We start from the raw sequence: 12,514 nt of genomic DNA on the forward strand, positions 1-12,514 counted from the left end.
CCTCGCGCCTGCCCAGCGGGCATCGTCACCTGTGTCATCGTCTGCTCTCTCCCGACGTAACCGACCAGCCCTACTACCCTGCGTGACCCGGGTCGAAACGGCGCAAGCAGGGCCCCTGCCGCCGTGGACGCACGGTGGCAGGGGCCCTGATCTTGCCAGAGTCAGCGCGAGGCGCCGCTGAGTCGTCGACCGATCGACGCGATCAACCGATCGAGCTCGGAACCGAACGGGTTGTCGTGCACCAGGTACGTCCAGGTGGCGGTGGGCCGGACCAGGGTGCCGTCGTCGGGCTGCCAGTCCTCATCGAATTCGGTCTCGTTGAAGGTGGCGAGGGTGCGGGCCTCGATCTCCGGGATCAGGTCGTTGAACGCCGGTACGGCGGCCCGGTGGAACTCGTCCAGCGGGTCGAGCCGGCCCAGCGCGCGCAGGTGCACGCCCTCCCGGACCTCCGACAGCTCGGCCAGGTGCTCGGCCCAGAGCCGGTCCAGGTGGAAGAGCGCGATCGAGCGGGCCACGCGGGCGAGTAGGTCCTCGTCCATCTCGCTGGCCTTCTCCGGTGCCTTCTCCAGCAGCATTACCGCGGCCACGTCGCTGGTCAGCAGCCGCTCCCGGCGGGCGGCGAGCGCCTTGCGCTGCTGCTCGATCACCACGCTGTAGCGCCAGGTGTTGCGGTGGATCTCGTGGTTGACGCCCTCGGCGACCCGCTGGGCGTGCTCCACCGCGTAGTCCACCTGCTCGTCGGTGACCAGGCCGTCGGCGTTCATCCGTGGCGACGGCGGCACCGAGTCGGCGGCGTGCCGGACGACCAGGTCGTCCTCCAGGCTGACGAGGAAGACTGAGCCACCCGGATCGCCCTGCCGGCCGGCCCGGCCGCGCAGTTGGTCGTCCACCCGACGGCTGTCGTGCCGGCCGCTGCCGATCACGTAGAGCCCGCCCAGCTCGGCGACGCGCTCCTGGTCGCTCTGGTCGCTGCCGCCGAGCCGGATGTCGACGCCCCGGCCGGCCATCTGGGTGGAGACGGTCACCGCGCCGTACGCGCCGGCCTCGGCGATGATCGCCGCTTCCTCGTCGTCGTTCTTGGCGTTGAGCACCACGCAGGGCACCCCGGCGGCGTTGAGCCCGGCGGCCAGCCCCTCGGACTCCTTGACGTCCAGCGTGCCGATCAGCATCGGCCGCCCCTTGGCGTGCCAGCGCTGGATCTCGTCGATCAGCGCCTCGTCCCGCTCCGCCCGGGTGGCGTAGATCCGGTCCGGCTCGTCCTCACGGATGCACGGGGTGTTCGGTGGGATCACCGCGACCTCGAGGCCGAAGAACTCCCGCAGCTGGTCACCGACCAAGACCGCGGTGGCGGTCATCCCGCAGACCTTCGGGTAGAGCGCAATGTACGCCTGCACGGCGATCGTGCCGAGCACCTCACCCTCGGCGGTGGCGTCCAGGCCCTCCTTGGCCTCGACCGCCGCCTGGAGCCCGTCCGGCCAGCGGCGGCGCTGGGCCACCCGGCCGCGCATCTCGTCGACCAGCTCGACCGAGCCGTCCCGGACGATGTAATCCACGTCACGGTTGAGCAGGGCGTGCGCGTGCAGCGCCACGTGCACCGCGGAGAGCTGCGTGACGTGCTCCTCGTCGTACAGGTCGATGCCGAGCTTGGCCTCGACGGCGGCCAGGCCGGCGGACGTGAACGCCACGCTGCGCCCGTCCTCGGCGACCGTGTAGTGCTTGCCCTTGCGCAGGCCGCGGACGAGCGCGGCGGCGGCGTGCACCGGATCCTGCTCGCCCGGCACGGCGCCGGCGAGGACCATCGGCACCCGAGCCTCGTCGATCATGATCGAGTCGGCCTCGTCGACGATTGCGGTGGCCAGCGCGGGCTGCACCCGGTCTGCCACGTCGGTGACCAGCTGGTCGCGCAGGTAGTCGAAGCCCGCCTCGCTCACCGAGACGTAGGTGACGTCGCAGGCGTACGCCTCGCGCCGCTCCTGCGGGGTGGAGGCCTCGTTGACCCAGCCGACGGTCAGGCCGAGCAGGGTGTAGACCGGCTCCATCCACTGGGCGTCGCGGCGGGCCAGGTAGTCGTTGATGGTGAGCACGTGCACCGGCCCGTTGCCGAGCCGAACGTGCCCGTACGCGGCGATGGTGGCGGTCAGCGTCTTGCCCTCACCGGTGGCCATCTCGGCGACCTTGCCGGAGAGCAGCGACATCGCGCCGATCAGCTGCACGTCGTACGGCCGCTGGTCGAGGCCACGGCGGGCGGCCTCGCGGCCGACGGCGCAGATCTCCTCATAACCGACGGCGGCACCCGCGGCCTCGGTCAACTCGGCGTCGTCGAGCGCGGCGAGATCATCCGCACGCGCCTCGATCGCCGGCAGCAGCTTCTCCAGCGGAGCAAGATCCACGGTCGAGCCGGGGCGCTGGAGGAAGCGCCGGAACTTGCTCTTGAACCGTTGCGACACACCCATGAGCGGCAACGGTACGCGATTCCGGCCGGCTTGCGCGGCCCGGCCGCCGGCAAGTCGACACCGAGCGGACTGAGCAGGCCGACCCCCGCCGGAGGGAACGCGTCGAGTCCGAAGGGAGACGGTCAGCCGACCAGCAGCTGGTGGCTGGCGAGCTCCCGGTAGAGCGGGTCGGTGGCGGTCAACTCGGTGTGGGTGCCCACGGCCACCACCCGACCGCCGTCGAGGACGACGATCTGATCGGCGTCGACAACCGTGGCCAGCCGGTGCGCCACGATCAACAGGGTGCGGCGGACGGCCACCGCGTCGATGGCGCGGCGCAGCGCGGCCTCGTTGCGCGAGTCGAGGTTGCTGGTCGGCTCGTCCAGCAGCAGCACCGGCGGGCCGGCCAGCAGTGCGCGGGCGATGGCCAGCCGCTGCCGCTCACCCCCGGAGAGCAGCACCCCACCCTCGCCCACCTGCACGTCCAGGCCCTGCGGGGTGCGCTGAACGAGGTGGCCCAGGTTGACCTCGTCGAGGACCTCGCGCAGCCGGTCGTCGGTGGCGTCCGGCGTGGTGATCAGCAGGTTCTCCCGCAGCGTGCCGGCCAGCACCGGGGCCTCCTGCTCGACGTAGCCGAGCCGGGCCCGCAGCACGTCGCGAGGCACGGCCCGCACGTCGTTGCCGTCGATGCGGATCGCCCCGGCGCTCACCTCGTAGAAGCGCTCGACCAGGGCGAGCAGCGTCGACTTGCCGGCGCCGGAGGGGCCGACCAACGCGGTACGCGTACCGGCGGGCACGGCGAAGCTGACCTCGTGCAGCACCGGCTCACCGCCGGGGTAGCCGAAGCTCACCCGGTCGAACTCGATCATCGGAGCGGGCCGGCGCGGGGTCGTCGGCGCGGCGGCGGTCGCCGGCGGGTCGCCCGCGCCCTCGGCGGGCACGGCGAGGATCTCCTCGATCCGCTGGAGGGCACCCAGACCGGACTGCAACTGGGTGTACGCCCGCAGCACCTGACCCAGCGGCAGCGCCAGGAGGAACAGGTACATGACGAAGGCGACCAGGTCACCGACGGAGATCGCCCCGGCGGCGACCCGCGCCCCGCCGATGCCCAGCACCAGCAGGAACGCGCCCTGCACGGTGATCGAACCGATCGGGCCGACGAGTGACTGCACCCGGGCCACCCGCAGCCCCGCCTCGTACGCCTCGCGCGCGCTGCCGGTGACGGCCTGCGTCTCCCGGGTCTCGGCCCGGCTGGCCCGGATGGTCCGGGCCGCCGAGATGGCCCGTTCCACCGCCGAGGTCATCTCGCCGATCCGCTCCTGGGCGGCTCGGGCCAGCGCCCGGACCCGGCGGGCGAAGGTGGCGGCGAAGCCCAGCCCCAGCGCCACCCCGAGCAGGGTGACGCCGAACAGCAGCGGGTCGAGCAGCACCATGGCGGTGCCGGCGCCGACCACCGTCACCGCCCCGGTGACCGTCTCGAAGAGCCCGGAGGTGACGACCGCCCGCAACAGGGTGGTGTCCGAGCCGACCCGGGAGAGCAGATCACCGGTACGTCGGCGGTCGTACTCGGCGATGGGCAGCCGCAGCAGGTGCCCGGCGAGCCGGCGCCGGGTGCCCAGCACCAACCCTTCGGCGGTGCGTTGCAGCAGGTAGTCGCGGAGCCCACCGATCGCCGCGCCGAGCACCACGAGGGCCACCAGCACCGCCACCAGGTCGGCCACCGGGTCATCGGCGCCGATCCGGTCGAGCACCGACCGGGTGAGCAGCGGCTGCGCCAGTGACGCCGCCGCGCCGACCAGCGACAACACGCCCACCACGACCAGGGTGCCGGTGTGCTCCCGCAGGTACGGCAGCAGCGCACCGAGACCGACCGGCCGATCCGCGGCGGTGCCGCCGGCCGGCCGGTCCGTCGAGGTGCCGCCGGCCGATCCGGCCGCCGAGGTGCCGCCGGCCGACCCGCGCGTCGAGGTGCTCATGCCGGGAACGGTAGTCCGCCCCGTCACCCCGGCGGGCGCGCTCCGGTGCGGCGGGTCAGGCGGACAGCACCACCTGTTGCTCCTGGCGGCGACGCTCGGCCAGGTCGGTGAGCAGGGTGGGCGCCTCGTCGAACGGCACCACCGCCGAGACGACGTGCTTGCGGATCACGTCCCCGTAGGTCCGGAGCAGGTCGACGGTTTCCGCGGAGAGCCGCTCGCGGTCCCAGGTGGGGGCGAGCCCGCGCGGCACCCGGCCGATCTGCGCGCAGCGCAGCGACAGGCCGTTGTGGTGGAACTCCTCACCGAGCCGGACCGCGTCCGCGCCGCCCTGGTAGAAGGCGAGGTCGATGACGGTGCCCTGGGGCCGCAGCAGCCGCAGCGCGAGCTGCAACGCCCACGCCTGCCCCCGGCACTGGAACACCACGTCGGCGCCCCGATCACCGGCGGTGTGCGCCCAGCGGGTCTTGAGCACGACGGCCGGATCGTCCCCGTCCGGGTCGAGGGTTTCCAGGCCGAGCGCCTCGGCGACGTGGCGGCGCTGCGGGGTGGGGTCGAGCACCACCACCGAGGCAGCGCCGTTGCGCTGGGCGAACAGCGCCGTCAGCAGCGCCACCACGCCCGCGCCGACCACGGCGACCCGTCGGCCACGTACGCCGTCGCCGAGCGTGCGGACGTCGACGCCGTGCAGGTCGGCGGCGGCGTGCAGCAGACCGTTGGCACAGATCGGGCCCATGTGCGCCACGTAGACGCCGAGCAGCGGATCCAGGTCGTCGGGCAGCGGCACGAACCGCTCGGCGACCGGGTCGGCCAGCCAGCCGGTGCGGTGCCCGTACGTCATCGCGCCGACCGTGCCCACCGCGACGGCCGGGGTCTCGCTCTCCACGACCCGGCCGACCTGCATGTAACCCAGTCGGGTCACCGGGTACGGGGTGCTCGCCGCGCCCGGCTGGAACAGCCCCAGGTCGGCGTTCCAGGTGACGTTGAGGTAGGGGTTGGTGCCCTTGACGTAGCTCAGCTCGGTGCCGGCCGAGACGCCGCTGAACAGCGTCTCGACCCGGAACGTGCCGGGGCGCAGCGGGGCGGCGTCCTGCTCCTCCAGCTCCACCCGGCCGGGACCGGTGACCACCACGACCTTGTCACGCATCGACGGTCACCCCCGCGCTGAGCGCCGCCGGCGCGGTGGGGGTGGCGAGCCGCACGGTCGCGCCGGTGCGGGCCGAGTCGGCCACCGCGAGGGCCAGTCGTTGGGTCGCGAGGGCCTCGGCGTACGGGACGCGGACGTCGTCGCCGATGCCGCGTACGGCGTCGACGAAGGCGCGGTCCACCGCCACCCGGGCGGCTTCCGGGTCGGCGGGGATGTGTCGTTCACCGTCGGCGTCGCGGATCGTCAGGCCGTCCTCGGTGAGGGCGAGGGCCAGCCCGTCGGCGAGGATCTCCACACCGGCGCGGTGCTTCCAGCCGAGCACGCAGGCGGCACTGAGCGTGCCGACCGCGCCGTCGGCGAAGCGCAGGGCGGCGGTGGTCACCGAGTCGATGTCGGCGCCGTCGACCGGCGGCGGTGTGCCGTTGCCGTATGCGGTGACCTCGGTGACCTCCCCGGCCAGCACCCGGATCAGGTCCAGCACGTGGGCGGCCTGCTCGACCACCGGGCCGCCGGAGCGGTCCCGCCGCGACCACCACGCCACCGGGGGCACCTTGTCCAGCCAGGCGCCGCTGACCATCCGCACCGGACGGTCGGCGAGCAACTCGCGGGCCTCGTCGAGCACCGTCAGGTAACGCCAGTGGTGGCCGACGGCGGTGCGCAGCCCGCTGCGGGCGACCAGGTCGGCGATCCGTTCGGCGGTGTCGAGGTCGACCGCGACGGGCTTCTCCACGAACATCGGCACGCCGGCGGCGAGCACGGCCTCCTCGGCCGGGCCGTGCGCGAACGGCGGCACGCAGACGTAGACCGCGTCCGGGCCGGTGGCCAGCAGCTCGGCGACGTCGGCGCAGGAGCGCCCGCCGTGCTGGGCGGCGAGCGCGGACGCCGCCTCCGGTGTGACGTCGGTGACGGCGACCACCTCGACGTCGTCGAAGGCGGCCAGCACCCGCGCGTGGCGTTGTGCCACCCCACCCGCTCCGACCAGACCGACCCGGCATACACGCATCCGACACCCCTTTACCGACGTTTCTCTTGCGATGGGAGCAGTCCCCTGGGGTGTGCGCAATCAAACGTTCATCCCCCGGGAACGCGTGAGCGTCACCCTTGTGATCAAGCTGTTGCCAAGAAAGCGGTTAGAGCGTGCTGGCGGATGGGAACAACCAAATTCGGTTTTTCCACGCACGAACGGAGGGGTGCCCGTGCGGGATATGACAACGAGCGTGTCACCGGTGGTGGAGGCGTGGGCCACGTACCGGACGACGTCGGCCGGTGACTGGCCGGCACGTCGACTGTTGCGGGCCAAGGGATCGACCCGGGTCAGTGTGGTGCTGCCGGCCCGGAACGAGGAGGCCACCGTCGGCGCGATCGTGTCGACCATCCGGGAGCACCTGATGGATCGGGTCGCCCTGGTCGACGAGCTGATCGTGGTGGATTCCCGGTCGACCGACCGCACCGCCCAGGTGGCAGCCGCCGCCGGGGCGGAGGTGGTCAGCCAGGACGCGATGACCCGTGGGCTGCCCCGGCTGACCGGTAAGGGCGACGCGCTCTGGGCCGGGTTGGCCGCCGCCGAGGGTGACGTGGTGGCGTTCATCGACGCCGACCTGCGGGAGTTCCGCCCACACTTCGTGAGTGGGCTGCTCGGTCCGCTGTTGACCGACCCCTCGGTCGACTTCGTCAAGGGCTTCTACCATCGGCCCCTGGTGGGCGCCGCCAGCGTGGAGCAGGACGGCGGGGGCCGGGTGACCGAGCTGATGGCCCGACCCCTGCTCAACCTGTTCTGGCCCGAGCTGGCCGGCTTCGTGCAGCCGCTGGCCGGCGAGTACGCGGGCCGCCGGGACGTGCTGGCCCAGGTGCCGTTCGTCTCCGGGTACGGGGTGGAGACGGCCATGATGATCGATCTGCTCGACCTGGTCGGCCTGGACGCGATGGCGCAGGTCGACCTCGGTGAGCGCAAGCACCGCCACCAGGACACGGCGGCTCTCGGCCGGATGTCCGCCCAGATCATGTTGACCGCCTGGTCCCGGTTGCAGCGGCGCGGGTGGGCGGCCCCCGGGCTGGCGCCGGAGGCGTTGCTGACCCAGTTCCGTCGGGGCGGTTCCGACACGCTGCCCAACCTCGACCGCGAGATCGTGGTCAGCGACGTGTCCATCGAGGAACGCCCCCCGCTGGCCGAGCTGCGCCACCGGATGCCCCGCCGCCGGGTGGCCGCCGCGTGAGCGCGAGGAGTGCGGGGCGGGCCCGATGAGCCTCACCGTGCTGATGAACGCCGGCCCGTGGCTGTCCGTGCCGCCGCCCGGCTACGGCGGTATCGAGAACGTGATCGCCACGCTGGTGCCGGAGTTGCGGCGACTCGGTGTGCGAGTGGTGCTCGCCTCGGTGGGCAGCAGCACCCTGCCGGTGGACGAACAGGTGTCGGTCTTCGCCGACGGGCAGTTCGCCGCCCTGCAGCGGCCGTACAACCAGGTCTGCGGGATCGCCCAGGCGCACCTGGCCGGGGTGGTCCGTGAGCTGCACGCCCGCGACGACATCGACCTGGTGCACGACCACGTGGAGGCGGTCGGGCTGGCCACTCTCGCCGCGATGGGCCCGGCCGGTCCGCCGACCCTGCACACCCTGCACTGGGACCTGGCCAAGCACCCGGCGCTCTACGGCGGACTGGACGGCGGCGACCGGGTCCGGGTCAACGGCGTCTCCGCGTCGCAGCTGGCCCGAGCCCCACTGGCGTTGCGGGAGCACTCGGTGGGGCACGTGCACCTGTCCACCCCGCTCGCCGTCGACGCCGACCGCAGGCCGATGCCGGCCAAGGGCAAGTACCTGCTGATCCTGGGCCGGATCAACCCGGGCAAGGGGCAGGACGTGGGCGCCCGTCTCGCGCATCGCGTCGGCTTTCCGCTGGTGCTGGCGGGCCCGGTCGGTCCGTATCATCGGCCGGCCGATCTCGCCGCGGCCGGCGACGAGGCCCGCCAGAACCCGGACGTGCGGTTCTTCCTCGACGAGGTGGCGCCGCACATCGATGGCGACCTGGTCCGCTGGATCGGCACCGTGGCCGGTCAGGAGCGCGACGACCTGCTCGCCAACGCCCGCGCGTCGCTGTTCCCGCTGCGCTGGGAGGAGCCGGGCGGGACGGCGGTCGTGGAGTCACTGGCCCTGGGCACGCCGGTGGTGGCCACCGCCCGGGGCTGCCTACCGGAGCTGATCGAGCACGGCCGTACCGGCCTGCTCACCACCGACGAGGAGGAGCTGGCTGACCTCGTACTCGGAGCCGAGTTGCTCGACCCCGACGAGTGCCGGCGGGTGGCCGCGCAGCGGTTCACCCCGGCGGTGATGGCGCAGCGCTACCTGGAGCTGTACGAGCGGGTCCGCCACCTGGCCAGCGAGCCGAGGCTGCTCCCGGCCTGACCGGCGGCACGGCCGAGACCGGCGGCACGGCGGCACGGCACGGCGGCACGGCCCCGGCGCGGCGGTTTGGGGGTGGCGGCAGCGGGTAGCCCCGCAGCCTCATGCCCGCCGCGCAGCGAGGAGCCGGTGATGGTCGGACCGATGGCGCACTCCCGGGCGCGCCCCAACCCGGCCGACGGCAAGCCGCCGGTACGCCGTGCGGCGGCCTCGGTGGGGGTGCTGTTCCTGCTGATCGGCGCGCTCGGCTTCGTGCCGGGGATCACCAGCGGCACGGACGCCCTGCGGTTCGCCGGGCACGGTTCGGGCGCGTACCTGTTCGGTGTCTTCCAGGTGTCGGTGCTGCACAACCTGGTGCACCTGGCGTTCGGGGTGGCCGGTCTGGTGCTGGCTCGGACGGTCCGGGGCGCCCGGACGTTCCTGATCGGCGGCGGTGCCGTCTACCTGGTGTTGTGGCTCTACGGGCTGGCGGCGGACCACGACACCGGGGCGAACGTCCTGCCGGTCAACGACGCGGACGGCTGGCTGCACCTGGGCCTCGGCCTGGGCATGATCGCCCTGGGTGTCCTGACCGGGCGCACCCGTCGGTGACGCTGCCGTCGCGGGCCGTGACCTGCGTCGCCTCGCCGCCGGCCCCGGTTTGGCGCGGCAGGGGCTCGGGTAGTTGGCAGATCCCGACCCAGTAGCGAATCGAGGGCCCGAGATGTCCAGCCGGATCACCTGCGACGTGCGCTCCACGGCACCGGTGGCGGTCGTCCGGCTCCGCGGCGCACTGGACCTGGGCACCATGCGGTCGGTGCACAAGGCGCTCAACGACGCTCTCGTCGAACAGACCGAGGCGCTGGTGGTCGATCTGACCGAGGTCGACGTCCGGGACCGGCTGGCGCTGTCGGTGTTCGCCGCGACCGCCCGCCGGGCCGAGGAGTGGCCGGCCGTACCGGTGGTGCTGTGTTCCCCGTCGCCGGTCGTCGAACGGTGGCTGGCCGAGACGGCCACCTGCCGGGTGGTCCCGGTGTCCCCGGACTGCGCCGAAGCGACCCGGGTGGCCGGCGCGATGTCCACGTTGCGGATGCGGGCCCGGCTGGAGCCGGTGGCCGGGGCCTGCCGGCGCGCCCGGGAGCTGGTCACCGACGCGTGCGCGCGGTGGAATCTGCCCGACGCGTCCGGCCCGGCCGCGCTGGTGCTCAGCGAACTGGTCGGCAACGTGGTCCGGCACGCCGGCACACCGATGCAGGTGACGGTGACCCTGCGCCGGCCCTACCTGCACCTGGCGGTGGTGGACGGCAGCCGCGCCCAGGCCCGGCCCGGCGAAACGGACCTGCGCGCCGAGGGTGGGCGGGGTCTGCTGCTGGTACGCGAGCTGACCCAGCGCTGGGGCAGCGTGCCGGCCGGTCAGGGTAAGGCCGTCTGGGCGATGCTGCCGGCAACGTGAGCGTTCGGGGTGCCTGCGCCGGTACTGGCGATCTGACCGAAATTACCGCTCTGGCCTGGTTACATGGTGGGAAGGTCGGGTAGGCACGCCCGTCCTTTCTGCCGTCACGACGGGGTGAGCAGCCATGCCCAAGCGGGTAACCACGGAACCCGGTCGCGATCGGGGCCCGGCGATCCTGGCACCGGCCCGTTTCGGGGGGTTCCCCGGAGCGGTACGAGCACCGGTCCCCGGCAGCTCGTTGATCAAGTTTCTCGCGACGACCGACCACAAACAGATCGGCCTGCTGTACCTGCTGACCTCCTTCGGGTTCTTCCTGCTGGCGGGGTTGCAGGCGATGCTGATGCGCGCCGAGCTGGCCCGCCCGGGGTTGCAGTTCCTCTCCTCGGAGCAGTACAACCAGCTCTTCACCTCGCACGGCGCGGTGATGCTGCTGCTGTTCGCCACGCCTGCGGCGTTCGGGTTCGCCAACTTCATCGTGCCGATCCAGATCGGCGCACCGGACGTGTCGTTCCCCCGGCTCAACGCGCTGGCCTACTGGCTCTACCTGTTCGGCGGGCTGATGGTGGTCGCCGGCTTCCTCACCCCGCAGGGGTCGGCCGACTTCGGCTGGACCGCCTACACCCCACTGAGCAGCGTCGAGAACTCCCCCGGGGTGGGCGCGAACATGTGGGTGCTCGGCCTGGTGCTCTCCGGGCTCGGCACCATCCTCGGCGCGGTCAACCTGATCACCACGATCCTCACCCTGCGCGCGCCCGGCATGACCATGTTCCGGATGCCGATCTTCACCTGGAACATGCTGTTCACCAGCGTGCTGGTGATCCTGGTCTTCCCGCTGCTGGCCGCCGCGCTGCTGGCGCTGTCCGCCGACCGTCTGCTCAACGCGCACGTGTACGACGCGGTCACCGGCGGGCCGATGCTCTGGCAACACCTGTTCTGGTTCTTCGGTCACCCCGAGGTGTACATCATCGCGTTGCCGTTCTTCGGCATCATCACCGAGATCATCCCGGTCTTCTCCCGCAAGCCGTTGTTCGGCTACACCGGGATCGTGCTGGCCACCGTCGCGATCACCGTGCTGTCCATGACGGTCTGGGCGCACCACATGTTCGCCACCGGCCAGGTGCTGCTGCCGTTCTTCAGCATCCTGAGTTACCTGATCGCCGTGCCCACCGGCGTGAAGTTCTTCAACTGGATCGGCACCATGTGGAAGGGCCAGCTCACCTTCGAGACGCCGATGCTGTTCGCCATCGGTTTCCTGGTCACGTTCCTGCTCGGTGGCCTCACCGGGGTGCTGCTGGCCAGCCCGCCGGTCGACTGGCACACCCATGACAGCTACTTCGTGGTGGCGCACTTCCACTACGTGGTGTTCGGCACGGTGGTCTTCGCCCTCTTCGGCGGCTACTACTTCTGGTGGCCCAAGATGACCGGGCGACTGCTCGACGAGCGGCTCGGCAAGGCGCACTTCTGGACCATGTTCATCGGCTTCCACGGCACCTTCCTGGTGCACCACTGGCTGGGCGCCGAGGGCATGCCCCGGCGGTACGCCGACTACCTGCCCAGCGACGGATTCACCACGCTCAACACCGTCTCCAGCATCTTCGCGTTCATCCTCGGTCTGTCCACGCTGTTCTTCATCTACAACGCCTGGAAGTCCTGGCGGTACGGCGCGGTGGTGACGGTGGACGACCCGTGGGGCTTCGGCAACTCCCTCGAATGGGCCACCAGCTGCCCGCCGCCACTGCGCAACTTCGACCGGATGCCCCGGATCCGCTCCGAGCGCCCCGCCTTCGACCTGAAGTACGGCCCGCTCGTCGCCGATCTGGGCCGGGACCTGCCGCAGCGCACCACCAAGCCGCCGCAGCACTTCGCCGAGGAGTTGCGGATGGAGCACCACACTCCGGAGTCGCCGGCCGCCGAGGGCGCGCACGGCGCCCGGGACGCGACCGACTACCAGCCGGCGCCACGCTCGGGTGCCCGGCCGGTGGATGTGCCGGAGCCCGAGGGCGTCCGCCGGCCGAGCTTCGAGCAGAGCGACGCGCCCAAGGACGCCGAGGACGCGCCGAAGCCGCACGAACGCTGGCGGCACCCGCACAGCGACGGCAACCCCGAGGAACACTGATCGGCGTACGCCGAGAGGGCC

9 protein-coding genes are annotated in these 12,514 nt (G+C 72.3%); 5 read left to right on the plus strand and 4 right to left on the minus strand.

Going from position 1 to position 12,514, the window contains the following annotated elements:
- Window positions 1–161: 161 nt before the first annotated feature.
- From secA2 to AB0B57_RS24700, 4 genes are all read right to left on the minus strand, one after another.
- Window positions 162–2,453, minus strand: coding sequence for an accessory Sec system translocase SecA2 (secA2, locus tag AB0B57_RS24685; RefSeq protein WP_357074228.1), 2,292 nt, complete (start codon window positions 2,451–2,453; stop codon window positions 162–164).
- Between the two features lie 122 nt (window positions 2,454–2,575).
- A complete protein-coding gene (locus tag AB0B57_RS24690) occupies window positions 2,576–4,408 on the minus strand; it encodes an ABC transporter ATP-binding protein (protein WP_357074231.1) in 1,833 nt (610 codons plus the stop codon).
- A 55-nt stretch (window positions 4,409–4,463) separates the two neighbouring features.
- Window positions 4,464–5,552, minus strand: coding sequence for a zinc-binding dehydrogenase (locus AB0B57_RS24695; protein WP_357074235.1), 1,089 nt, complete (start codon window positions 5,550–5,552; stop codon window positions 4,464–4,466).
- Window positions 5,545–6,555, minus strand: a complete 1,011-nt coding sequence (locus tag AB0B57_RS24700) for a Gfo/Idh/MocA family oxidoreductase (protein ID WP_357074238.1) — start codon at window positions 6,553–6,555, stop codon at window positions 5,545–5,547. The genes AB0B57_RS24695 and AB0B57_RS24700 overlap by 8 nt, the downstream gene beginning before the upstream one ends.
- A 193-nt stretch (window positions 6,556–6,748) precedes the next feature.
- On the opposite strand from AB0B57_RS24700, the gene AB0B57_RS24705 reads away from it, so the two are divergent.
- The 5 genes from AB0B57_RS24705 to ctaD all read left to right on the plus strand — a co-directional run bounded on the left by AB0B57_RS24705 (window position 6,749) and on the right by ctaD (window position 12,493).
- A complete protein-coding gene (locus AB0B57_RS24705; RefSeq protein WP_357074241.1) occupies window positions 6,749–7,765 on the plus strand; it encodes a glucosyl-3-phosphoglycerate synthase in 1,017 nt (338 codons plus the stop codon).
- Window positions 7,766–7,790: 25 nt separating this feature from the next.
- The gene (locus AB0B57_RS24710) at window positions 7,791–8,948 is read left to right on the plus strand and encodes a glycosyltransferase (protein ID WP_357074244.1); all 1,158 of its coding nucleotides are present in this window, start codon (window positions 7,791–7,793) and stop codon (window positions 8,946–8,948) included.
- 141 nt (window positions 8,949–9,089) lie between these two features.
- The gene (locus AB0B57_RS24715; protein WP_357074391.1) at window positions 9,090–9,536 is read left to right on the plus strand and encodes a DUF4383 domain-containing protein; all 447 of its coding nucleotides are present in this window, start codon (window positions 9,090–9,092) and stop codon (window positions 9,534–9,536) included.
- 112 nt (window positions 9,537–9,648) lie between these two features.
- On the plus strand, window positions 9,649–10,377 hold the full coding sequence (locus AB0B57_RS24720) for an STAS domain-containing protein (protein WP_357074247.1): 729 nt from the start codon (window positions 9,649–9,651) through the stop codon (window positions 10,375–10,377).
- 124 nt (window positions 10,378–10,501) lie between these two features.
- Window positions 10,502–12,493: a cytochrome c oxidase subunit I gene (gene ctaD / locus AB0B57_RS24725; protein WP_357074249.1), complete on the plus strand. Its 1,992-nt coding sequence runs from the start codon at window positions 10,502–10,504 to the stop codon at window positions 12,491–12,493.
- Window positions 12,494–12,514 lie beyond the last annotated feature (21 nt).

The sequence above is a fragment of the Micromonospora sp. NPDC049101 genome (assembly GCF_040648675.1).
GTDB lineage: Bacteria > Actinomycetota > Actinomycetes > Mycobacteriales > Micromonosporaceae > Micromonospora.

Bases quoted from the DNA above. Each gene is read 5' to 3' on its own strand.
- AB0B57_RS24700 (WP_357074238.1), bottom strand. From the start codon at position 6,555: ATGCGTGTATGCCGGGTCGGTCTGGTCGGAGCGGGTGGGGTGGCACAA.
- AB0B57_RS24715 (WP_357074391.1), top strand. From the start codon at position 9,090: ATGGCGCACTCCCGGGCGCGCCCCAACCCGGCCGACGGCAAGCCGCCG.
- secA2 (WP_357074228.1), bottom strand. From the start codon at position 2,453: ATGGGTGTGTCGCAACGGTTCAAGAGCAAGTTCCGGCGCTTCCTCCAG.
- AB0B57_RS24710 (WP_357074244.1), top strand. From the start codon at position 7,791: ATGAGCCTCACCGTGCTGATGAACGCCGGCCCGTGGCTGTCCGTGCCG.
- AB0B57_RS24690 (WP_357074231.1), bottom strand. From the start codon at position 4,408: ATGAGCACCTCGACGCGCGGGTCGGCCGGCGGCACCTCGGCGGCCGGA.
- AB0B57_RS24695 (WP_357074235.1), bottom strand. From the start codon at position 5,552: ATGCGTGACAAGGTCGTGGTGGTCACCGGTCCCGGCCGGGTGGAGCTG.
- AB0B57_RS24720 (WP_357074247.1), top strand. From the start codon at position 9,649: ATGTCCAGCCGGATCACCTGCGACGTGCGCTCCACGGCACCGGTGGCG.
- ctaD (WP_357074249.1), top strand. From the start codon at position 10,502: ATGCCCAAGCGGGTAACCACGGAACCCGGTCGCGATCGGGGCCCGGCG.